Here is a 23,406-nt window from a genome sequence, read left to right as displayed (position 1 = left end):
GGCCGGTCGGCAATTGGCCACCGACCTCTGGCAAGTTCCACCCGGCACTATCGTTGCCGGATGCCCCGCCTGTTGTTCCTGGTCCTCGCCCTGTCGCTCGCGGCGGTCGCCTGCACGACTTCACAGGCCGGACCGGCGGTCACGACCACCTCGACGGCATCTCCGGCACCGGCCACGACGGAGCCGTCGTCCGAAACGACAACTACAACTACAACTATCGATGCACCGGCTGATCCGGGCCTTCCGGACCCGGTCGAAATCGCCGAACAGGGGTGGGGAGAGATCACCGGGTTCAGTTCAATCGATGTTCTCGAGTCCGAGATGGATGAGATCGACTTGCGACTGAGATCGATCATCGGCACGGCCATCGAAGGCGTCAGCTACACCGGCCTTCAGACTGAAGATGGAGGCTCTACGGTTATCGGGCTCTCCATGAGTCCGGCCGTCTCCCTGAGCGGCGACCCGTTCCTCGCTCCCGGCCTCGCCGGTGCGATCGCCGGCCCCTTCGCCGGCCTCGAAGAGGTTCCGATCGAGGGGACCCTCGCCTACAGAGTCTTTGTCGGTGGCAACTGGTGGTACCTGTGGGCCTCGAACACGCACCTCTATGCGACCGTCGGAGCCGAGGTGCCGGCCGAGCGGGCCATGGAATCCACCATCCGGGGCGCTCCCCTGCCCTACCTTTGGCAGGCAGGCGACTGCCTGTGGTTTGGCACCGGCGAGGACACCGCGATGCCGTATGCACCCTATGGGAAGGCCCGCCTGGTCCCGTGTTCCGGAGCACACACCCACGAAGTGATCTTCTCGACTACCACGCAATACGGGCTCGAAGACGACTTCCCGGGAGAAGCCTTCTCCACCGAGGTCGAACGCTCATGTGGATCCGCATATCGCGACTACGTCGGGGTGGACTGGCCGGACTCGCGGGTGTCTGCGATCCGCTATCTGCCGGATTCCGCCGAGTGGGACGAGGGCGACAGGTACACGGCTTGCGTTGTTGAGTTGTCCGACCAACTCGGTGGTGCAACACGCATCACGGGCACGCTCGAAGGAATCGGGGCCGCAAGCCTGATCGATCGGACGCCCGGCGATTGCTACGTCAACTCGCTGAACTCCGATCCCGTGGATTGCCGGTTGACTCACACATTCCAGTTCATCGGCCGTGCCGAAGATCCGACGCCTGCCGGGACTCCCTACCCCGGAGCGACGGCCCTGTTCGAATCACAACTGCCTGTGTGCGCGGCCCTGGTGGACGAGTTCGCCCCGACGCTCACCGCCAACGGCGCCCGTGTCTCCGTTCATGCCACCCCCCCGTCGGTGCTGGAGTGGGAGGACGACCTCCGCACGATCCGTTGCTTCGCGTTCGCGACGGACATCGACGGCGGGAGGCTCGAAATCTCAGGCAGTTTCGACGGCGAGTGGGAGATCGTTCGCTTTTCGGAGGACGACGTGACGGCCGAGGCGCCGGGTCCCGGATCGGCGGCCGGTTCGTGAGCCGAGTGACCTGAACCCCGATGCCCGGAGCCCAGAACCCACAACCCACGACTTCTCTTGTTACCCTCCCGGGCATGACCGATCGCCACGTCCTCGTCGCCGTTGGCTGGCCCTACGCTACGGGATCTTTGCATCTCGGGCATGTTGCCGGCGCCTACCTCCCTCCGGACATCTTCGCCCGCTACCACCGCATGGCCGGCAGCAAGGTTCTGATGGTCTCCGGCAGCGACGTGCACGGCACCCCGATAACCGTCAAAGCCGACGAGGAGGGCGTAACGCCGCAGGAAATCGTCGATCGGTATCACCCGCGCTTCCTCGACTACTGGCAGCGACTCGGGATCAATTTCGATCTGTTCACTACCACGGGCACCGAGAACCACAAGCGGGTTGCACAGGGGTTCTTCATGAAACTGCTCGAGAACGGCTACCTCTACAAGCACACGACGAGCCAGTTCTTCGACGAGGAGCAGCAACGCTTCCTCCCCGACCGGTACGTCGAGGGCACCTGCCCTCACTGCGGGTCCACCGAGGCGCGCGGAGACCAGTGTGACAACTGCGGCCGCACCCTCGACCCCCACGAACTGGTCGATCCGCGATCGAAACTGTCCGGAACGACTCCTGTCGAGCGGGACACCGAGCACTACTACTGGAAACTGAGCGCGTTCCAGGGACCGCTGCTCGACTGGCTCCGATCCCGGGAAGACTGGCGACCCCATGTCGTCAACTTCGCCATCGGCATGGTCAAAGACGGCCTCCACGATCGCTCCTTCACCCGCGACCTCGATTGGGGCATTCCACTCCCTGTGGACGACCTGGGCCCGGGCAAGTCGATCTACGTATGGTGGGAGGCGGTGATGGGCTACTTCTCCGCACCCCAGGAATGGGCGCAGCTCCAGGGGACGCCGGACGCCTGGAAAGATTGGTGGCTCAACCCCGAAGCCGAAACGTATTACTTCATAGGCAAGGACAACATTCCGTTCCATGCCGTCTACTGGCCTGCCCTCCTGATGGGCCACGGCGGCCTCAACCTGCCCACCAACGTACCCGGCAACCAGTACGTCACATTCGGTGGATCCAAGGCATCGAAGTCGCGCGGTGTCGGACGGTCCCTCGACTGGTATCTGGAACATTTCGAACCGGATGCACTCCGCTATGCGATAGCGGCCATGCTTCCCGAGCACAACGACACCGACCTGTCCGACGATGAAATCGCTCGCCGGGTCAATGAGGAGCTGGTCGCCACCTGGGGCAACCTGGTCAACCGTGTTCTCGCCATGACGACCAGACATTTCGGCGGAGCGGTCCCCGGCCCGGGTGATCTCGACGACGCGGACCGGGAGTTGCTGGACAAGGTCGATTCCGCCATCGTCGAGGCGGCCGAGGAATTCGAGAAGGTCGAGTTGCGAGGAGCCCTGCGCGCCGGGATGACCGCCGCCTCGCTGGCCAACGCCTACTTGAACGAAACGGCCCCCTGGTCCACTGCCAAAACGGACATGGTCCGCACCGCCACAACGCTGCATACGGTCATGAGCGCCATCAACGGGATCAAGACGATTCTGGCTCCGTTCCTGCCGTTCACGTCGCAGCGGCTCCACGAGATGCTCGGCCAGGAAGGAAAGCTGGACGAGAGACCCTGGGAGCGCGAAGTCCTGCATCCCGGCACGAAGCTGGGCACACCGGCGCCACTGTTCAGCAAGATAGATCCGGAAGCCCTCGAGGACTAGCCGGGGCCACACGCCGGAGCCCCCAATCGGCAGGGGCAGGTCCCTAGAACCTAGAACCTAGAACCTAGAACCTTCTGGTGGCTACCCCTTTTCCAGAGCTGCCCTGGTCGCCGCGTCGATCACCGCTCCGTGCGCAAGCCGCACCGGAGTGATGGATACCCAACCCTTCTCGAGTGCCTCGACGTCGGTGCCGGCGATGTCTCCGTCGATTCGCAAACCGGTTGCGAAGTCGTGAACGAATCTGCCGGGTGAGGCCTCACGGAAGATGTTGTCGTATCCGACCTTGGCGATATCGGTGATGCGCCGGGGGGCGTCGACGGTCAGGTCGGCCGCGAAGTTGACGTTGAGCAGGTCCACGCCGGCCGGGTAGCCCACGTCGAGTATCGAACGCAGCACGTCCACAGAGACGCCTGCTGCCTTTTCCCAGAATGGTGTCGATTCGCCGGACCAAGCCATTTTGGCCCAACCGCGGTGGTCCCGGACGTCACCGGTTGAAAACGCCACTGCGGGTATCCCGGAGATCCAGCCCTCGGCCGCCGCTCCGACGGTCCCGCTGGAGAGAAAGAACCCAAGGCCGTTGTTCAGCCCGACGTTGATCCCGGAGATCACCATCATCGGTCTCTCTCCGAACAAGGAGTGGATTCCGAGCTGGGCGCAGTCCGCCGGGTACCCGTCGGCGACGGAGATCTCCACCCCCTCCTTGACGATGTTGCGCACGTGTATCTCGTCGAACCGGGTGATTGCCTTCCCGATCCAGCTTCGTTCTCGATCGGGAACGACGACACGGACGGGTGCGATGCCGGCCAGCGCCCGGTAGAACGGGATCAGTGCAGGCGAATCGATTCCGTCGTCGTTGGTGAGCAGGAAGTAGGACATCGCCGGAAGGGTAACCCGTGCCGGCGGTTCCCCCGTCAGGCAGGCAGGCTACGCACCCCGGCGGATAGCGCGGCCTCGGCCAGGTGCTCGGCCAGCTCGTCGAAACCGTCTCGCACCCTGGCCGTAGTGATTCGCAGGTGCGGACCATCTGCCGTGCCTATCTGGAAAGGTGAGCCCGGTGCAGCGCCTATGCCGCGGGTGGCAAGCGCCACCCGCGCCGGTTGCTCGTCGTGAACCGGCAGCCAGAGATTGAGTCCCGAGCCTCCGCCCACTTCTATCCCGCGCCCGTCCAAAGCTCGCGTCAGGCGGCTCCGGCGATCGGCGTAGGCGGCGGCCGCCGCCGTGAGCACCGCATCCACACCCGGATCCGTAAGGAGCCGGTGGAGTATCGCTTGCAGAAGGCGGCTGCTCCACGATGGACCGAGCTGGCGGCGCCGCACGAGGTCGTCGATCGGCGGAGCTGCTCCGCCCACCGCGGCCAGACGCAGGTCGGGCCCGTAGGCCTTCGAGAAACTGTGGACGTGGACGACCCGGTCCGGCAGGTATCTGCCCAATGTGTGCAGTTCCGCTCCTGCCACAGCCCCCGAGTGATCATCTTCGATGACCGTCGTGTCGGTGTCTTCGAGCAACTGCGCAAGTTCGGCGGCCCGCTGCGAGGTCATGCTCACACCGGTCGGATTGTGCGCCCGCGGTTGCAGGATCAGCAGGCTCGGCCGTCGGGTCAGGGCGCCGGCCAGATCGTCGACGTCGATGCCCTCATCATCGAGCCGCACACCGATCACCTCGGCTCCGGCCCTCTCCACCAGATCGCCGATCGGGGCGAACGTCGGATTCTCCACCACAACGCGATCACCCATCCCCACCAGCGACGAGACGAGGCGGTCGAGCGCATCCAGTGCGCCGTTGACCACGGTCAAACGTTCGGGACGGAACGGCCAGCGCTCCAGGAGGTCGTATTCCAGCTCTTCCAGTACCGGGCGGTCGAGATAGCTAGTGACGATCGGCTCGGCACCGAGGGTTCTCAGGATCGCCCCGAGCGGCGGCAGGAGCTCCGGATCCGGCGTCCCGGTGCTGAGATCGCTCGCATACCTGCCGGGCTCGACCGGAACCTTCCAGACGCGTCCGTCGCCGGCTCCGTCCGGCCTAACTCGCACGAATGTTCCCCGGCGACCGTCGGTGACGATCATCCCCGACTGCCTGAGAATGGACCACGCCTCCGCCACCGATGTGGGGCTGACCCCCAGCGCTCCGGCCAGCGATCGCACCGTCGGCAGACGATCGGCGGCCTTCAGATCTCCCCCGGAGACGAGCCGGCCGACCGCCCGGGCGATACCGAGCGGGGATCGATCGGACCCTGCTATCGAAGCTGCGATGACCAGCTCGATCCTGTTTTGTTCGGAACAATCGTTCGTTTGCATCACGCCTCTGAGACACATACTATTCGACAACGACCTCCAGACCAACACCGCGAGAATCGAGGGAACATGCCCACCTCTAATCAAGACCTGCACGAGCGCTATCGAAAAGCATTGCCTTCATGGCTGGCCCTCTACTACGAGGAGCCGATTTCCATGGAACGCGGAGAAGGCCGCCACGTCTGGGACGTCGAAGGTAACCGCTACCTCGACTTCTTCGCCGGAATCCTCACCACCATGACCGGCTACTCGGTCCCCGAGATCGTCCAGGCGGTCCAGGAACAGGCCGCCAAGGTCTTCCACACCACGACTCTGTACACATCGGAACCGATGATCGAACTCGCCGAGATGATCGCCGAGTTGTCGGGAATACCGGATGCCAAAGTCTTCTTCACCAACTCCGGCAGCGAGGCGAACGATGCGGCACTGATGCTCGCCACCGGCTATCGGAAGTCGAATCAGGTGCTGGCACTTCGCAACAGCTACCACGGGCGTTCTTTCACCAACATCGCAATCACATCGCATCGCTCCTGGTCGCCGACCAGCCTGTCCGGCCTCAACGTAAACTTCGTTCAGGGCGGCTACCGGCTCCGCAGCCCGTTCGGACACCTCGACGACGACGCTTTCATCGAAGCGTGCGTCGACGACCTCGAGCAAGTGATCGACATGATGACCTCTGGCGACGTTGCCTGTTTGATAATGGAACCGATCCAGGGCGTCGGTGGCTTCGCCACTCCGCCCGACGGCTTCTTCGGCCCGATGAAGAAGGTCCTCGACCAGTACGGGATCCTCCTCATCTCCGACGAGGTGCAAACTGGTTGGGGTCGGACCGGCGAACACTTCTGGGGCTACGAGGCCCACGGCGTTACACCCGACATCTTGACTTTCGCCAAAGGCGTCGGCAACGGCATGGCGATGGGCGGAGTGGTGGCCAGAGCGGAGATCATGGACAGCCTCGGCGCCAACTCGATCTCCACCTTCGGAGGCAACCCCATGGCCTCGGCAGGTGCCCTCGCCAACCTTCGGTACATTCTGGATCACGACCTCCAGGGCAACTCCCTGCGGATGGGCCGGCGCTTGCGAGACCAACTGCAGCCCGTCGTCGACGCCACACCGTGGATCGCGGAGCTGCGCGGCAAGGGACTCATGCTGGCCATCGAGACCGTTCATCCCGACAGCAATCAACCGGATGGAGGTGCGGCCGGGAAGCTCATGGAGCTGACCAAGCGAGACGGCCTCCTGATAGGTAAGGGAGGCTTGTACGGCAACGTGCTGCGCATCGCTCCCCCGCTGACGGTCACCGAAGAAGAGATCGACGAAGCGGCCGATATCCTCATCCGTGCCATCGGTGAGCTTTCCTAGGTCGCAGAGGAGAAACGATATGGAACACATTCATCACTTCATCGGAGGCAAACAGACGCCGAGCACCTCCGGACGGACCGGCCCCGTCTTCAATCCCGCCACGGGCCTGCAGACAGCTCAGGTGGACCTCGCTTCGGTCGAAGAGGTAGATGCGGCCGTCGCCTCGGCCGCCGCCGCCTTCCCCGGCTGGCGGGCCACCTCGGTGGCGGGCAGAGTGAAGCTCATGTTCAAGTTCCGCGAGCTGGTCGAGCGGAACGCTGCCGAACTGGCCGCCACGATCTCTGCCGAGCATGGCAAGACCGAAGCCGACGCCGTCGGCGAGGTCGCCCGCGGGCTCGAGAACATCGAATACGCCTGCGGGATCGCCGAAACGCTCGCCGGACGTTTCACAGAGCAGGCCTCCACCGGAATAGACGTCTACGACATCCGTCAGCCGCTCGGTGTCTGCGCGGGTATCACACCGTTCAACTTCCCTGCCATGGTTCCTCTGTGGATGCTCCCCAACGCCGTCGCCGCCGGGAATACCTTCATCCTGAAGCCCTCGGAGAAGGATCCTTCCGCCTCCCAAATGATCGTTGAGTTGTTCCACGAAGCGGGCTTCCCGCCCGGGGTGCTCAATCTGGTGCACGGCGACAAGGTGGCCGTCGACCGTCTGCTCAACCATCCCGATATCAAGGCGGTCAGCTTCGTGGGTTCCACCCCGGTCGCCCGCCACGTTCACGAGACGGCCACCTCCAACGGCAAGCGAGTACAGGCACTGGCCGGCGCGAAGAACCACATGGTCGTGCTCCCGGACGCCGACGTGGACCTGGCGGCCGACGCGGCCGTCAGCGCCGCGTTCGGCTCCGCAGGTGAACGTTGCATGGCCATCTCGGTCGTCGCCGCCGTCGGAGACATCGCCGATCCGCTGGTGGAAGCAATCCGCGCCCGTACCGAGGTGCTCAGAATCGGCCCCGGCAACGACCCTGCATCTGAGATGGGACCGCTGATCACCCGCGAACACCGGGATCGGGTTGCCGGGTATGTCGATGCAGGAGAATCGGAGGGAGCCGAGATCGTCGTCGACGGTCGCCGGCAGGAGTTCGACGGAGACGGTTTCTTCCTGGGTGCGACGGTGCTCGACAAGGTGACTCCGGACATGAGCGTCTATCGCGATGAGATATTCGGGCCCGTTCTGGTGATAGTGCGCGTCGACTCGTACCGCCAGGCAGTAGACCTGATCGCCGCCAACAAATGGGGCAACGGCGCCGCCATCTTCACGCGTGATGGTGGAGCTGCCAGGCAGTTCCAGTTCGACGTCGATGCGGGGATGGTGGGAATAAACGTCCCGATTCCGGTGCCTGTTGCCAACTTCTCCTTCGGTGGTTGGGGAGATTCCCTGTTTGGGGACACTCACATGTACGGCCCGGAAGGCCTCCGGTTCTTCACCAGGGGCAAGGTCGTCACCAGCAGATGGCCGGATCCGGCGAAAAGCACCGTCAACCTGGGGTTCCCGACCAACTAGTCGCGACTCGCGACTCGCGACTCGCGACTCGCGACTAGCTTCACCTTCATGGCGTTGCTCAAGGTCGAGCACCTGACGCATCGATACGGCGAAGTGACCGCCCTAGAAGATGTGACTCTCGAAATTCCCGAGGGTCGGATCGGACTCGTTGGTGCCAACGGGGCAGGCAAGACGACGCTTCTGAGAATCCTGCTCGGCATGTTGCACCCCGAGCAAGGCGCGATCGAAGTCCTCGGCATGCCGATGACCCGGGAACCGCTCGAGGTCCGCTCGCGGGTGGGCTACATGCCGGAAGGCGCTTGTCTCCCGAAGGACCAGACGGCTGCGGATTTCGTCGGCTATGCCGCCGAGCTGGCGGGCCTTCCCGTCCGGGCCGCCCGCCGTCGCGCTTCCGAGATCCTGTTCCTCGTCGGCCTGCACGAGGAGCGATTCCGGTTCCTGGGCGACTTCTCGACGGGAATGGTGCAGAGGGTCAAGCTCGCGCAAGCCATCGTCCACGACCCGGATCTCGTACTGCTCGACGAGCCGGCCTCGGGGCTCGATCCCGAAGGCCGCGAGGACATGCTGAGCCTCATCAACCGGCTCGGAGAGTTCGGGATAAGCGTGCTGTTCTCATCGCACATCATCGGAGACATCGAAGACACCTGCGACTGGGTGGTGATGCTCGATGCCGGGAAGGTGTTGCGCGCCGGACCGCTCGGCAAACTAGAGGCACGGGATTCAATCACCCTGGAGGTCCTCGGCGACGCGGCCGGTCTGGTCGCCTGGCTGTCCGACCGGGGAGCATCCGTGACCGCTCAGGGACAGGTTCTGGAGGTCGGCCATACCGACGGCGACACGTTTGATCTGGTGCGGGACGGTCTGGTAGCCACCGGATCCGGAATCGTGCGCATGGGCGTCGCTTCCACCTCCCTGGAGGAGGCTTTCTTCCTGCCCGCCGAGGAGGATCCTTCGTGAACAGCCGTGCCGTCATCGTCGACCGCGGGTACCGCTCCTACGACGAGGAACGTCTCGGCAGGCGCGGCGCTATGCGCGCCATCGTCAAGGAAGGGTTCCGCCGCGTCCTGGGGCTCCGTCGCAAGGCCCGCCGGAAGCTGTTCCCCTGGGCGCTGATCGCCATCAGCGCCGCCATCGCCTTCATATTCGTCGGCCTGCACTGGGTGGCTGGAGTGGCGCTGGGACCGTCGGCTCCCGATCTCCCGGGCTACGGCGAGTACTTCGACCTGAACTCCGGTATCGCCATCTTGTTCATCGCGTTTGCCGCGCCGTCTCTCCTGGTTCCGGACCGGGTCGAGGGGGTGCTGAACATCTATCTGTCCCGCCCGCTGCGAATGGTCGACTATCTCTCCGCCAAGATCGGCGCCCTGGCGATTCTGGTTCTGTCGTTCTACATGGTTCCGCAGATCCTCATGCACCTCGGCCTGAGCGTGGTCTCGACTGAAGGCTTCCTCTCGTACATGGGAGCCAACCTCGACATCCTGTGGAAGGTGCCGGTCGTTGCCCTCGCCTATTTCACGGCGCACGCGGCATTGGCGCTCACTGCTGCTGCACTGATACCACGCGAGGGGTTCGCCGCCGGAGCATTCTTCGGCGGCATGTTCATACTCAACGGAGTCGGCGAGCTGTTGACCCAGCTGGACGCAGCCGGGGCCAAGTACGCCGCCTTCCTGGCAGTCGAGGAGTACCCCCGGGTGATCAGAGACTGGATCTTCGACATCGACACGGTCGACTACCTCATCGAGCGATCCGGATTCGAGCAGTGGTTCGCAGTTCCGGCCACCGTTGCCGTCGCGCTCATCGCTACCACCGTGGTGTGGGCCAGGTACCGGAGGCTGCCGTGACCGATGCCCGCTTCGCTTCCGAAGCCACCGTCGAGGTGAACGACGTCTCGAAGTGGTTCGGACAGAAGGTCGCCGTCTCCGAGCTGTCCTGCTCATTCGGACCCGGGGTAACCGGGCTGCTCGGCCCGAACGGAGCGGGCAAGACCACCTTCCTCAGGATGATGGTCGGACTGCTGACCCCCTCGGAAGGTCGAATCACCCTGCTCGGAGAAAGCCCGCGCGGTCAACCTGATGTGTTCAAGCGGGTCGGGTTCGTCCACGAAGACGAGGCCGTCTACGAGGTGTTCAGCGCCAGGGAGTTCGTCACCTTCAACGCCGCCCTGTTCGGAATCCCGGAGCCGGCCAGAGCCGCCGACCGGGCACTCGAGACGGTCGGGCTCACCGATGTCGCGAATCGCAAGGTGGGAACGTTCAGCAAAGGCATGCGCCAGCGCGCCAAGGTGGCGGCGGCGCTGGCTCACGACCCGACCGTCCTGTTTCTGGACGAACCGCTCAACGGGACCGACCCCCTGCAGCGCGCCCACCTGATAGGACTCTTCAGCGATCTCGCCGAGCGGGGACACACGGTCATCGTCTCGTCTCACGTGTTGCACGAGGTCGAGCGAATGGCCGATCGGGTCATTGCAATGGTCGATGGACGCTTGGCTGCAGCGGGTTCGGTGGCCGACCTTCGCACCGCGATGACGGACATACCGCGTCGCATCCGGATAGACACGGATGTCCCGCGAAAGGTCGCAGCGGCACTCCTCATCCAGGACTGGGTCGAGGGAGTCAGGCTCATCGACGACACCATCCACGTTGAGGTGCGGGACCCGGTTGCCCTCGGGCACCGACTCCCTGCCCTGTGCCGGGACCTGGGAGCTCGCCTGACCCGGGTGGACCCCGAGGACACTTCGCTGGAGAGCGTCTTCCGCTACCTGGTGAAACCGCGATGATCGCCGCCCGTTGGATCTTCCGGCTCAGTTTCCGGCAACTGGTGCAGAGAAAGCGGGCCATCGGCCTGGTCCTCTTCACGGCCCTGCCGGGCATCGTTCTGGCGATTGCCTCGGCTTCGGTGGACGAGGACGACTTGCTGGGACTATTCCATGACCTGAACGTCGGCCTGTATCTGATGGTCGGCCTGGCGGTCGCGGCTCTGCTGAACGCCTCCTCGGCCTTCGGTGAGGAACTCCGTGCCTCGACGCTTTCCTACATAGTCGTGAAGCCGGTTCCGAGGTGGATCATCGCCGCCTCGGTATCGACTGCCGCCACAGCCGCAACCCTCCTGCTGGCGGGCATGGGATTGGCAGTCACCTGGTTGATGGCAATCATCACGATCGGCGATGCGAGTCTGGGACTGGCCCCTCTTGCCGCGCTCGTCATCGAGGCCCTCGGCTATTCGGCGGTCTTCGTGCCTCTCGGCCTGTTATTCAGCCGGGCAACGCTGGCCGGACTGGCCTACATCTTCGTGTGGGAAGGGATCCTCGGCCGGGCGCTGTCGGCGCTGGCACCCTCTTCGGTGTGGATCACCGCCTTCAGCGGTTACGCGGACATTGCTGAAGGGATACCGGATGGGACACTCGAGACGCTCGGAAACCTCGTGCCGGGCGTCGGCGGTGCACTGGCCAAAGTGCTGGTGGCGTTCGTCGTGTCGGTATGCCTGACGACGCTGCTGCTCAGAAAGCGGGATCTTGCATGAAAATTGGGCCCCATCGGGGCCCAACCTCCATGATCTGATCCGTGATGGCTAGGCCGGCGGATACACCCCCATGCCCTTGGCCTTTTCGGTGCTCCAGAAGATCACCGCGATCGCGTCGATGAGACTGATGAGCTTCCTGCCGGCTTCGGGATCCATGCTCTTCTTCGCTTCGCCTGCTTGATGGATCGCCTGCCAGAACAGGTCGTCGAGTTGCGGGAATTCCGCACGGTGGTCGGCTGAGAAGAAATCGGCCCACAACACCATCAGGTGATGCTTCACCTCTTCGGCGCGCTCTTCCTTGATGAAGACCGCACGGTCGCGAAAGACCGGATCATCGGAAGCCTGATACTTCTCCGCCACTTTGAGGACCGACATCGCCTCGATCTTCGCCTGGGCGGGGTCGTAGACACCACAGTAGAGATCGCAGTGTGCGTATGCCGTTGTGCTCGGCTTGAACAGACCCACGGAGTACCTCCCGGTGTTTGGGTTCGTAATCTGACGATACACTCGACCGCCGGATATCGGCACCCTGGAGCATCCAATGTTGCTGCGGCGATTCACCGTCTCGGAAAAATCGATGAGCCCTCTCTTCCTGGACGGTGACTACGTAGTGACGATGATGAAGCCTCCGAGACGGGGCGACGTGATCGTGTTCGAGCATCCGGCACGCCCCGGGTTCCACCTGATCAAGCGGGTGATCGGCTGTGGAGGCCAGACGGTCGAGGTACGGAGCGGGACGGTGTCGGTGGACGGAACGGAGTTCGACGAGCCCTGGACCGCCGGCGACACCCGCCCCGACGGATCATGGAGAGTCCCCGAAGGGCACGTATTCGTCCTGGGAGACGCCCGCCACCGGTCGAGCGACGACAGCCGCACCATCGGGCCGGTCGATGTGGGCCGACGCGCACCGGTAGTCGTCTTCCGATACTGGCCCCCGAGGCGATCCGGTCGGATCAAACGGCCGTAGATCGGGGTCGGGGCAACACGGTTACACTCCCGCCCGTGCTTCGACGACCATTGCTGACGATCGCAGCGATCGCGATGATCGCTGCATGCTCCTCCCCCGAGTCGACCCCCACGGTCCTCGCCGCCCCTTCACCGGCACCGACTACGCCGGCGACCACGACGACGACTCTCGCTCCGACCACCACGTCGACTTCGACCACTACTACAACCGTGCCGCCGGAACCCGTCGCGCCGCTGAACGGGTTGCCCGTGGACGATCCGTCGCTGGTCGATCGACGTGTTCTCGCGGTCAAGATCGACAATCACTGGAACGCTCGCCCGCAATCCGGGATACAAGATGCCGACGCCGTGTACGAACTCCTCGTCGAAGCCGGCCTGACGCGCTTCATCGCGCTCTTCCACCAGAGCGACTCCGACTACCTGGGTCCAATGCGCTCTGGCCGCCCGACGGACCCGACCCTCCTGAAACCATTGGGAGCGACCTTCACGATCAGCGGCGCACAGGACTGGGTGATCAAACGGATCGTCTCGGCCGGCGTCTCGCTCATCGGTGAAGTACGGCCGGCCACCTACCGGATCTCCAGCCGGTTTGCCCCTCACAACCTCTACGTCGACACCGCCGCACTGCGCGAGTATGCGGACGAACGCGGCTACCCAGACGGTCCGCCTCCCGATCTGTTCGCATGGGGACCGTGGAGCGATGAACCCGGCGAACGGGCCACCTCGATCAGTTTCGACTGGTCGCCGGGGCTGCAAGTGAGCTGGGAATGGACCGGAGCGCAATACGTCCGGTACACGGGCGGCGAACCCCAGCAGTGGATCCGGCGTGATGGTGATCCCGAGCAGTTGAGCGCGGACACTCTCATCGTCCTGTTCGCCAGGCGCTACACGGCATCGCCGTCCGGAGCAGGAAGCTCGGTGCCGGCGATGGACACCGTCGGCACGGGCCGCGCCCTAGTCTTTGCCGGCGGAGCACTTCGCGAAGGGACCTGGAGCAGGGAAGCCATCGAGGAGCCTTTTGCTCTGCAGGATGAATACGGGGGAACCTTGACCGTCCCGCCGGGCAGACCGTGGGTCTCCGTGTTCCCCGACAACCGCTCGATCACATGGACGGCAGATGAATGACCTGCGCGAACTGGCAGCAGCCATCCGCGACCGGAAGGTGACCGCCACCGAGACGATCGTCGATCACCTAGAACGCATCGAAACGTCGAACCTGAACGCGTTCACGCTCGTCGACCACGAGGGCGCACTGGCCGCAGCCGGGTCGATCGACCGGAAGATCAGGGCCGGAGATGACCCGGGCCCGCTGGCCGGGGTTCCCATTGCCGTGAAAGACCTCATCGACCAGGCCGGACTGCTCAACACGGCCGGTTCGTCGTTCTATCGAAGAGTCCCGGATCGAACAGCCAGCGCGGTTCGACGCCTGGAAGAGGCAGGTGCAGTCGCGATCGGGCGCACCGGCCTGCACGAGTTCGCCTTCGGGTTTTCCAGCGAGAACCACTGGTTCGGGCCGGTACGTAACCCGTGGGACCCGACCACCTCCCCGGGCGGTTCATCCGGAGGTTCCGGCGCGGCGGTCTCGGCCGGCCTTGCCGCAGCCGGCCTCGGCACAGACACCGGAGGATCGGTACGTGTACCCGCCGCGCTGTGCGGGGTGATCGGCCTGAAGGTGACGCACGGACGTATCCCGATCTCCGGCGTCTTCCCGCTCGCTCCCTCGCTCGACACCGTCGGCCCGATCACGCGCTCGGTCGGAGGGGCCGCCCTTCTCTACTCACTCATGGCGGGCGGAGATCCCGCGGATCCCTGGTCGACATTCCACCCCGTTCACCCTGTCGGAGCGGCAGCAGATCCAACCGACCTGAGAATCGGGGTGCCGCGGGCCTGGATCGAGGCAGGCCCGGTTTCCGATGATGTTGCGGTGGCTTTCCACTCGCTCTGCGACTCGCTCTCCCGCGCCGGGGCTCGAATCGAGTCGATCGACCTGGCCGAAGCCGCTTCCTCCGATCACCTGCTGGCTTCTGCATACGGAGAGGTGGCAGCGGTTCACCGGTCGTTCCGGGAGTCCGGCCGCGAATACGGACCGGAAGTGGAACGCAGGATGGTGCGGGCCGATCAGATCACCCTCGACGAATACCTCGCCGGCCTCCGCTGGCGGGCCGAACTCCGCCAATCCGCCCAGCGAGCCTTCGGACGCATCGACTTCATCATCACGCCGGCCACGGGTACCACGAAGAAGGTCATCGGAGAAGACACGGTCGACATCGGGCCTGGCCGGGTCAACTACCGGACGGCGCTCTCATGGTTCTCGGCGCCAATCAACCACGCAGGATTGCCGGCCCTCGTGGCCCCCCTGGCGGTCGGAGGATCTCCCTCGCCCGCAGTCCAGATAGTTGCTCCGTGGTGGATGGAGCATCGCCTCCTCGAGTTCGGCGCATACCTTGAAGCCTCCGGACTGAGCAGAGTGGAAACCCCTCCGGACGCGAGATGACAACCGGGCCTGACCGGCGGTGAGGCGGGTGCGTCCAATGCGGCACAGGCTTCGCATGACGCGGAGCCCGAAACGGGGAGGAACCTCGACACATCGAGGGATGGCGTACCGTCGTCGTACGCAGCCCACCTCACCCCGGAAACCTTGGTCGGGTCACCCCGACGGCTTCTTGAGCGGTCCGGTTGTCAACACCCCAATCATCCTCCTGCCGCAGCGAACCGCATAGAGGACAAGTACCCGGCCGGAACGGCAACTTACCGTAAGGTAGGTAGCTCTATCACCGCTCGTTATTTGGCCCCATAACAGCTGCGAATCAGTGCCCTTCTTCCGGACCCATACCCCGGCGGAACCGCAGGGGGCCGGAGAGGGACCTCCGACTCCCCGGCACCGACCGATGGACTCAGGTTCCCCCGCAGGGAGGGTTACACTGGCTCGCCAAGGGCGACCACCAGGTCATCCACAAAAACAAAGATGAATTTCAATTACACACCGACCCGGCCTGCCCCAGGGCGGCGGGAGTCGGATAGCCGATAAAAGGAAGTGATGTCGGTGTCAGAAGAGACTGCCACCCTCCCCGTCAACGAGAGTTCCGCAGACCTCCAGGAACTCGACAAGGTCATCATCCGATTTGCCGGAGACTCCGGTGACGGCATGCAGCTGGCCGGAACCAGGTTCACGGACGCCTCGGCGGCATTCGGAAACGACCTGGCGACCTTCCCGAGCTTCCCTGCAGAGATCCGCGCACCGGCCGGCACCCTGGCCGGCGTATCTACTTTCCAGGTTCAGATCGCCGACTTCGACATCCTCACGCCCGGTGACGAACCGGATGTGCTGGTGGCGATGAACCCGGCGGGTTTGAAGTCGAACCTGAAGGACGTCCGGCCGAACGGCACGATCGTGGTCAACTCCGAGGCGTTCATAGAGCGCAACCTCCATAGGGCCGGATACGACAAGAACCCGCTGGAGGACGGAAGCCTCGACAGCTACAGGATCATCTCCGCCCCCATGGAGACCCTCACCAAAGAGGCCGTGAAGGAAACAGGGGTGACCGGGCGCGAAGTCCTTCGCTCGAAGAACTTCTTCGCACTGGGGCTCATGGCCTGGCTGTTCAACCGACCGCTGGACACCACAACTGAATGGCTCGAGAGGAAGTTCGGGAAACGGCCCGAAGTGCTCAACGCCAACATGGCCGCGTTGAAGGCCGGCTGGAACTTCGGCCTCACAACCGACGCCGCCCGCACTACATACACCGTGAAGCCGGCCAAGCTGGAACCGGGCACCTACACGAACGTGACCGGCAACACCGCCATGGCGTGGGGAGTGATCGCCGCCGGCCACGCGGCCAAGCTGCCGATCTTCTACGGAACGTACCCGATCACGCCGGCTTCCGACATACTCCACGAGTTGTCCCGCCACAAGAACTTCGGGGTCAAGACTTTCCAGGCAGAAGACGAGATCGCCGGCATCGGCGCGGCGGTGGGTGCAGCCTTCACCGGCCATCTGGCGTTCACCGGAACGAGTGGCCCCGGCCTGGCACTGAAGAGCGAAACGATCAGCCTCGCCCTGATGACAGAGTTGCCGCTGATCATCATCGACGTTCAGCGGGGCGGTCCGTCCACCGGACTGCCGACCAAACCCGAACAGGCCGACCTGCTGTTCTCGATCTTCGGACGCCACGGCGAGGCACCGATGCCGGTACTGGCTGCCAGATCGCCGTCGGATGCTTTCGACATCACGATCGAGGCGGCTCGCATCGCACTCAAGTACATGACTCCGGTCATCGTGCTCTCCGACAACTCGATCGCCACCGGATCGGAACCATGGAACCTGCCGGACGTTTCGAAGCTTCCAGATATCAGCAAGCCGTTCCTCACCGGACCGAATGCCGGCGATGAATACCTCCCCTACCTGCGCGATCCACAAACCTTCGCCAGGGACTGGGCGGTACCCGGCACTCCGGGCCTCGAGCACCGCATCGGCGGCCTCGAGAAGCAGGAAGTGACGGGGAACGTCTCATACGATCCCGGCAACCACCAGTTGATGATCGACACGAGAGCGTGGAAGATCGCCAACATCGCCAACGACGTGGACCCGGTCGTGACCGACGGCGACCCCGATGCCAAGCTACTGGTACTCGGATGGGGATCCACGTACGGCGTGATTCAGGGAGCAGCGCGCAGGCTCTTGAAGCGAGGCGTACCTGTGGCGACGGCGCATCTGCGCCATCTCAACCCCTTCCCGGCCAACCTGGGCGAAGTCATCCACCGTTTCGAGAAGGTCCTCATCCCGGAGTTGAACATGGGTCAGCTTCGTCATCTCGTCCGGGCCGAGTACCTGGTACCGGCCATCGGATTCAACAAGGTGTCCGCCGAGCCGTTCAAGGTTTCTGAAGTCGAGAAGAAGATCCTGGAGATCATCGAATCATGACAACCCTCAACTACAAACGAGCCGATTTCCAATCGGACCAGGAAGTCAAATGGTGTCCGGGTTGCGGCGACTACACGATCCTCGCCTCGGTTCAGTCCTACATGGCCGAGATGGGCGTCGCCAGGGAGAACGTCGTGTTCATCTCCGGTATCGGCTGTTCGTCACGGTTCCCGTATTACATGAACACCTACGGCATGCATTCGATTCACGGTCGGGCTCCGGCGATCGCCAGCGGCGTCGCCACGGCCAATCCGGATCTGTCGGTGTGGGTCGTCACCGGAGACGGTGATGCTCTCTCGATCGGCGGCAATCATCTGATCCACGCTTTGCGCCGGAACGTCAACCTGAAGATCCTGCTGTTCAACAACCAGATCTACGGATTGACCAAGGGTCAGTACTCGCCAACATCTGAGGTGGGCAAGACGACCAAGTCGACGCCGATGGGTTCGATCGACTTTCCGTTCAACCCTGTGAGTCTTGCCCTGGGCGCAGATGCGTCTTTCGTGGCCAGGACGCTCGATATGGACCGCAAACACACGATCGAGGTCCTGAAACGTGCCCACGAGCATGAGGGCACCGCGTTCATCGAGATATATCAGAACTGCAACGTGTTCAACGACAAGGCGTTCAATGCGCTGACCGGCAAAGAAGAGCGTGACTTCAACCAGATCCGCATGGAAGACGGCGAGCCGATCATCTTCGGCCCGGAAAGCGAAAAGGCGGTGGTCATCGAGAACGGTGTTGCGCGGATCGTCGACACCGCCTCGGTGGATCCGTCACAGATCCACGTTCACGACTCTCGCCAGATCAACCCAAGCATGGCGTTTGCGTTGAGCCGCCTCTCGTCTCATCCGGACGGCCCGACACCGCTCGGAGTCTTCCGGGATGTGAGCCGACCCGTTTACGACAGGGAAGTGAGCCGCCAGATCGAGGCTGTGATCGAGAAACGCGGCCCGGGCGATCTCGGGAAACTGATCGCTTCGCAGGGTACCTGGACCGTGGAGTAGCGGGTAAGAGGCAACCGGCAAGAGCTTGGCCCCCGGTATTCCCGGGGGCCAAGTTGTATGCGGCCTAGGTCCTGCCGCCCAGATCCAAATGCTTCGAGGCCTCCCGGAAACTGAGTCCGGAAAGCTCCGCGCGATGCTCGAGAAGAAAAGCTGTGACGGCCTTCGGATCTGTTCTCGCATACTGACGTAGTGCCCAACCGATCGCTTTGCGGATGAAGAACTCCTTCTCGAATGCGCGGCGCCGGCAATAGTCGAACAGGGCATCGGCGTCGGTCCGGTCCTTGTGGGCGAGCTGACTGATGATGGCGGTGCGACGGAGCCACATGTCGTCGTCGTCGACCCAGCGGTCGAGAACCGGACTCATTTCCTCACGTTCGTTCAGGAGAACGTCGCCGATCAACCTCGAGGCGATGGTGTCGACGAAATCCCACCATGCGCCCTCGACAATCAGCCGTCGATAGAGATCCACCTGTTCGAAAGTGACGTACGCTCGATGGGCGCGAGCGACCGCGATCGCCAGGTATTTCTCCTCTCGATGAGGAAGAGCCCAGAGCGTCTCCACCATCGCTCGGTACTCGGCCGCCGTCCCGGGCACGAATCGACTCTTCAACTGCCTGGAGATGTCGCGTGTGCCCGACATCGGGACGCCGTAGAACGCCATGTCGGTCTTGAGATAGGCGGCCATTTGAGTCGCCCGTACAGGATCGGCCCCGGCCGTCAGCTCGGCTTGCACGTAGTCGACCAGATCGTCCATCCCGACCAGGATACGAGTTTTCTCAGCAATACTGATGCGCGTGGGCGATGACAGTATTGCCGAGAAACTCCCAGATCAGCGTCTTCGATTGAGCAGGCGGCTGATCGCTCCCCAGCGGGACATGACCGAACCGGGGATCACCCCGCCCAGGTGCAACGGCAGGAAATACCGGAGATGCGGATCGCCTCCCATCAGCTCGATGATCAGCCATACCCCCCATACGAGAACTCCCAGAAAGATGAGCCGGCGCCCACGCTTCTGTATCCGCGCAATGCGTTCATTTCCATCAGTAGATGTCGTTGGTTCGGTCACGGCGCCGGAGTATAAGGACCGACTCGCCTGAGTCTGCTATCCCCTGCCGTTCTCGCGCGACATTCCGCCGCGATAGACGGAGAATGTCGCGCGAGAACGCAGATGCTCCAGACGGGATTAGGGTTGCGGCGTGGATTTCCTCGTACCGCTCCTAGCTGCAATGGCCGCAACCGGCTTCGCCATCGATCTCGGAGTCGACTGGCGCCGCCGCCCCCGACCCCACGCCGGCATGTGGACTCTGGCGATGGGCGCCTACGCCCTCGCCACCTGGGCGCTGGTACTCGGACTCGGATTCGGATGGGGCGCACTGAACTTCCGCGTGTTCTACTGGCTCGGCGCCGTAGTCAACATCCCGTTCCTGGCCGCCGGTTCGGTCTTCCTCGTGCTCGGCCCCGTCGCGGGTAGGCGGTTCGCCTACGGCGTAGGCATATGGTCTGTGCTCGGTGCCGCGGCAACGTGGCTGGCGCCCCTCAAGGGAGCAACTGAGACCGACGGGATCCCGGAGGGACAAGAGCTGTTCGACTTCATCATCGAAGTCGGCGGCGTTTCGGTTCCGGGGCCGCGCGTATTCGCCGCCTTCGCCGGTGGAGTCGCGACCCTGATCATCGTCGGACTGGCCGGTTACAGCAGCGTGAAGTTCTGGCGTTCTAACCGGATACTGGCCGCAGGGAACCTGTTGATCGTGTTGGGCACACTGGCACCGGCCTTCGGCGGTTCTCTGACGGCGCTCGGTGAGGCAGCCGGGTTCGCCATCGCTCTGTTGATCGGTGCGATCCTCTTGTGGACCGGCTACCGGGTAGCGACCGGGTCACGGAAACCCGGAGCCTTGCCTATCGCTCAGGAGCTACGCCAGCGCGACTAGCTCCAACGACGTCGAATGAAGACAATTTACAATCCCGGCGTGGCTGGATTCTGAGTCGAGACTCGGCGTGGAGACGTCTAGATATCCTCACAAGACCCGGTTCCAGTGTCTTCAAACGGTCCGACAACAGGAATGAATTCCCAGGAGTAACTGGATTCAAAGAGTTCCAACTTCAGCACACCATGGCCCTCATAGAACGCTTGAAGGTTATCTAGGTCGGTTTCCTGCCCATAGATCTTGGCTCCACCGGTACCGACGACGAACTCTCGGATTCCGTTGGGTGTCGGCATGCCGGACGCATCCTGAAGACCGTACCGTTGGTAATTGTGGTCATGCCCGTTCAATACGACATCGACACCAGCTGCGTCGAGCATCTCCCACTCATCGGCGAAATCGCTATCTCCTTCGTGTCTACCGGCATTGAAGACCGGTCTGTGCCAATAGGCCAACATGCATTCCTGCGTACGATCGGCCAGGTCGCTGCTCAGCCACTCGAACTGATCGTCACAGGAAGCCAGACCGCTCGACCCGCACTCTGAATTGAGCACAATCACATGCCAGGTGCCGAGTTCATACGAATACCATCCCTCACCCGGAGTGCCGGCGTTGGCCCCGAAGTAGGAGAAGTAGGGCATCGCGCCTTCGGAGTGTGCATCATGATTCCCGATGGCCGGTCTGATGCGATCCTTGTGAACTCCCCAGGATGGGTCGAAATGCCTTGAATAATCATCCGCAGTTCCGTCTGGGTAGGCATTGTCGCCAGTTGTGAATACAACGGCTTCGGGGTACTGATCGATAATCGCGGCGGTCGCTGCTTGATCTCCCGACGACGTGGCAACGTCCCCTGCCCCGATCAGTACTGCAACCGGGCTGCGCATGGGAGTGTTGACGGGCCCGGCACTCACCGACGCCGTCTCATCACCGGCCCCGGCATGGTTCGGGGTACCATCGCAAGAGCTTGAACCGATTATCAGCAGGAGAGCAAGCACAATCATCCGTCGTTGACGCATAACCCGAACGCTAGATCCGAGCGCGCAGGTATGCCCAAATCATCACGCCAGCGCGACTAGCTCCAACAGTGACTCGTCGAAGTAGTGCACATCGCCGTCCGGCATCATGATTGCCCGATCGGGCTGCATCTCCGCAACGAAATCTGTGTCGTGGCTGACCAGGATGATGGTTCCCTGATACTGATGGAGGGCACCCACCAGGGCCTCTTTCGCCTGCGGGTCGAGGTTGTTGGTCGGCTCATCGAGCAACAACACGTTGGGGCGGGCCAGCACGACCTGCGCCAGGGCGAGCTTGGTCTTTTCCCCTCCTGAGAGGGTTCCGGCATCCTGCTCGATCTTGTCGGCCAGGAGAAAGTGCCCGAGGATCGTGCGGAGCATCCGGTCGGGCTGATCCGACACTTCGCGCAGATGATCGAGGACCGACATGCCGCTGTGTATCTGCTCGTGTTCCTGCGCGTAATAGCCGAGGCTTGCGTTGTGACCGATGGTGACGTCGCCGAGGTCTGGAGTTTCAACGCCGGCCAGTATGCGGAGCAGCGTGGTCTTTCCTGCCCCGTTGAGGCCCATGATCAGCTGGCACTCGCCACGATCGACGTCTACATCCACGTCCACGAACACCAGGTTGTCCCCGTATGATTTCGCCAGTCCTTCGGCCTTGAGCGGAGTCCGCCCGGACGGCTCGGGTTGGGGGAACCGCACCGAGACGTTCTTCCCGCGATTGCCGACCTCGACGAGTTCTCGCTTGATGCGGTCCACTCTGGTTTCCATGACCTTCGCTTTGCGGGCCATCTTCTCGGTCTTGCCCTTGAAGCGGTTGATCGTGAACTCGAGTTGGGCGATCTTGGAGTCCTGTTGCTTCCGTTCCCGCTCTCTCTGGATCCGCCGGCGCTCGCGTTCGGTGATGAAGTGCGAGTAGTTGCCCCGATACGCATCGAGGGCTGCGCCATCCAGCGAGAGAACCGACGTGATTGATTCATCGAGAAGAGGCAAATCGTGGCTGACGACGAGAAGCGCTCCCCGGTAGGAGGCCAGGTAGTCCATCAGCCAGCCTTTGGCGTCCATGTCGAGGTGGTTGGTGGGCTCATCGAGCAGCATCGTGTCGCTCTCGGCGAACAGAATGCGCGCCAGTTCGGTACGGCGCCGCTGACCGCCCGACATCGTGGCGATGGGCTGGACCAGCTCATCATTGCCGATTCCAAGCGCAGCTGCGGTTCGTTTCGCTTCTGCCTCAGCGGGGAATCCGCCTTTGGCCTCGAACTCGTCCTGCTGGCGGGCGAAACGTTTGATGGCCAGGTCACGAGCCTCACCGTCGAGTCGCTCGATCTTGCGGCGGGTTTCCTCGATGCGCCGTAGAAGAGCGCCGATTTCACGAGCAGCCAGGATGCGCTCGAGCGCAGTCATATCGGGCCGCTCGAGATCGGGCAGCGCCGCCTCCTGAGAAAAGTAACCGAGATTGCCGGAGCGGACGATCGAACCGTCGGCCGGTGACTGAAACCCGACCAGAGTCCGCATGAGAGTGGTCTTGCCCGCGCCGTTACGGCCGACGAGGCCGACTTTGTCACCGGCTTGCAGCGTGAAGGAGGCACCGTCTAAGAGCACACGGGGCCCAACCTCAATGCGGAGGTCGCGAACGATCAACATCGCAGAGAAGGGTAACGGGTCGCGGGCTTTGTTTTCTCGGCA

The 23,406-nt window shown here is 63.3% G+C and carries 21 protein-coding genes; 14 read left to right on the top strand and 7 right to left on the bottom strand.

Annotated elements, in window-relative coordinates; all coding sequences use genetic code 11:
- The first annotated feature begins 60 nt into the window (after positions 1-60).
- Together VLT15_07945 and metG are read left to right on the top strand one after the other, a co-directional pair.
- Entirely contained in the window at positions 61-1,491 is a 1,431-nt protein-coding gene (locus VLT15_07945) for a septum formation family protein (GenBank protein HSR45146.1), read from the top strand.
- A gap of 74 nt (positions 1,492-1,565) precedes the next feature.
- Positions 1,566-3,215, top strand: a complete 1,650-nt coding sequence (metG, locus tag VLT15_07940; GenBank protein HSR45145.1) for a methionine--tRNA ligase — start codon at positions 1,566-1,568, stop codon at positions 3,213-3,215.
- Positions 3,216-3,296: 81 nt separating this feature from the next.
- On the opposite strand, the gene surE is transcribed toward metG, so the two are convergent.
- Together surE and VLT15_07930 are read right to left on the bottom strand one after the other, a co-directional pair.
- Positions 3,297-4,091, bottom strand: a complete 795-nt coding sequence (gene surE / locus VLT15_07935; GenBank protein HSR45144.1) for a 5'/3'-nucleotidase SurE — start codon at positions 4,089-4,091, stop codon at positions 3,297-3,299.
- A gap of 35 nt (positions 4,092-4,126) precedes the next feature.
- Positions 4,127-5,509, bottom strand: a complete 1,383-nt coding sequence (locus VLT15_07930) for an aminotransferase class I/II-fold pyridoxal phosphate-dependent enzyme (GenBank protein ID HSR45143.1) — start codon at positions 5,507-5,509, stop codon at positions 4,127-4,129.
- Positions 5,510-5,575: 66 nt separating this feature from the next.
- Between VLT15_07930 and VLT15_07925 the strand changes: the two genes are divergently transcribed.
- Genes VLT15_07925 through VLT15_07900 form a run of 6 tightly spaced genes read left to right on the top strand, consistent with a single transcriptional unit; the run spans position 5,576 to position 11,891 of the window.
- On the top strand, positions 5,576-6,868 hold the full coding sequence (locus VLT15_07925; protein ID HSR45142.1) for an aspartate aminotransferase family protein: 1,293 nt from the start codon (positions 5,576-5,578) through the stop codon (positions 6,866-6,868).
- 19 nt (positions 6,869-6,887) lie between these two features.
- Complete coding sequence (locus tag VLT15_07920; GenBank protein HSR45141.1) at positions 6,888-8,372, top strand: CoA-acylating methylmalonate-semialdehyde dehydrogenase; 1,485 nt, start codon at positions 6,888-6,890, stop codon at positions 8,370-8,372.
- 48 nt (positions 8,373-8,420) lie between these two features.
- The gene (locus VLT15_07915; protein HSR45140.1) at positions 8,421-9,329 is read left to right on the top strand and encodes an ABC transporter ATP-binding protein; all 909 of its coding nucleotides are present in this window, start codon (positions 8,421-8,423) and stop codon (positions 9,327-9,329) included.
- Positions 9,326-10,213: a hypothetical protein gene (locus VLT15_07910; GenBank protein ID HSR45139.1), complete on the top strand. Its 888-nt coding sequence runs from the start codon at positions 9,326-9,328 to the stop codon at positions 10,211-10,213. The genes VLT15_07915 and VLT15_07910 overlap by 4 nt, the downstream gene beginning before the upstream one ends.
- On the top strand, positions 10,210-11,148 hold the full coding sequence (locus VLT15_07905) for an ABC transporter ATP-binding protein (protein ID HSR45138.1): 939 nt from the start codon (positions 10,210-10,212) through the stop codon (positions 11,146-11,148). Before VLT15_07910 ends, VLT15_07905 begins: the two co-directional genes overlap by 4 nt.
- Entirely contained in the window at positions 11,145-11,891 is a 747-nt protein-coding gene (locus tag VLT15_07900; protein HSR45137.1) for a hypothetical protein, read from the top strand. Before VLT15_07905 ends, VLT15_07900 begins: the two co-directional genes overlap by 4 nt.
- Before the next feature lie 48 nt (positions 11,892-11,939).
- Here VLT15_07900 and sodN read toward each other — a convergent pair whose 3' ends face one another.
- Positions 11,940-12,356, bottom strand: coding sequence for a superoxide dismutase, Ni (gene sodN, locus VLT15_07895; protein HSR45136.1), 417 nt, complete (start codon positions 12,354-12,356; stop codon positions 11,940-11,942).
- Positions 12,357-12,432: 76 nt separating this feature from the next.
- Here sodN and lepB point away from each other — a divergent pair, with 76 nt between their 5' ends.
- The 5 genes from lepB (at position 12,433) to VLT15_07870 (ending at position 18,785) form a co-directional block, all read left to right on the top strand.
- A complete protein-coding gene (lepB, locus tag VLT15_07890) occupies positions 12,433-12,858 on the top strand; it encodes a signal peptidase I (GenBank protein HSR45135.1) in 426 nt (141 codons plus the stop codon).
- A gap of 35 nt (positions 12,859-12,893) precedes the next feature.
- Positions 12,894-13,982 carry a DUF3048 domain-containing protein gene (locus VLT15_07885; protein ID HSR45134.1) on the top strand — a complete coding sequence of 363 codons (1,089 nt, stop codon included), beginning with the start codon at positions 12,894-12,896 and terminating at the stop codon, positions 13,980-13,982.
- On the top strand, positions 13,975-15,351 hold the full coding sequence (locus tag VLT15_07880) for an amidase (protein HSR45133.1): 1,377 nt from the start codon (positions 13,975-13,977) through the stop codon (positions 15,349-15,351). Before VLT15_07885 ends, VLT15_07880 begins: the two co-directional genes overlap by 8 nt.
- Before the next feature lie 543 nt (positions 15,352-15,894).
- On the top strand, positions 15,895-17,778 hold the full coding sequence (locus VLT15_07875) for a 2-oxoacid:acceptor oxidoreductase subunit alpha (GenBank protein ID HSR45132.1): 1,884 nt from the start codon (positions 15,895-15,897) through the stop codon (positions 17,776-17,778).
- Complete coding sequence (locus tag VLT15_07870; protein HSR45131.1) at positions 17,775-18,785, top strand: 2-oxoacid:ferredoxin oxidoreductase subunit beta; 1,011 nt, start codon at positions 17,775-17,777, stop codon at positions 18,783-18,785. Before VLT15_07875 ends, VLT15_07870 begins: the two co-directional genes overlap by 4 nt.
- 64 nt (positions 18,786-18,849) lie before the next feature.
- Here VLT15_07870 and VLT15_07865 read toward each other — a convergent pair whose 3' ends face one another.
- Both VLT15_07865 and VLT15_07860 read right to left on the bottom strand, forming a co-directional pair.
- Positions 18,850-19,539, bottom strand: coding sequence for a DNA alkylation repair protein (locus VLT15_07865; GenBank protein ID HSR45130.1), 690 nt, complete (start codon positions 19,537-19,539; stop codon positions 18,850-18,852).
- Positions 19,540-19,614: 75 nt separating this feature from the next.
- Entirely contained in the window at positions 19,615-19,851 is a 237-nt protein-coding gene (locus VLT15_07860) for a hypothetical protein (protein ID HSR45129.1), read from the bottom strand.
- A gap of 130 nt (positions 19,852-19,981) precedes the next feature.
- Between VLT15_07860 and VLT15_07855 the strand changes: the two genes are divergently transcribed.
- The gene (locus VLT15_07855; protein ID HSR45128.1) at positions 19,982-20,713 is read left to right on the top strand and encodes a hypothetical protein; all 732 of its coding nucleotides are present in this window, start codon (positions 19,982-19,984) and stop codon (positions 20,711-20,713) included.
- A gap of 77 nt (positions 20,714-20,790) precedes the next feature.
- Here the strand turns inward: VLT15_07855 and VLT15_07850 are convergent, their stop codons facing one another.
- A complete protein-coding gene (locus VLT15_07850; protein ID HSR45127.1) occupies positions 20,791-21,723 on the bottom strand; it encodes a metallophosphoesterase in 933 nt (310 codons plus the stop codon).
- Positions 21,724-21,765: 42 nt separating this feature from the next.
- Positions 21,766-23,364 carry an ABC-F family ATP-binding cassette domain-containing protein gene (locus VLT15_07845; protein ID HSR45126.1) on the bottom strand — a complete coding sequence of 533 codons (1,599 nt, stop codon included), beginning with the start codon at positions 23,362-23,364 and terminating at the stop codon, positions 21,766-21,768.
- Between the last annotated feature and the right edge of the window lie 42 nt (positions 23,365-23,406).

The organism is Acidimicrobiia bacterium, from assembly GCA_035471805.1.
Classification (GTDB): domain Bacteria; phylum Actinomycetota; class Acidimicrobiia; order Spongiisociales; family JAHEDJ01; genus JAHEDJ01.
The sequence above is the reverse complement of the archived record's forward strand: the minus strand, read 5'-3'. Positions and strand labels throughout refer to the sequence as shown.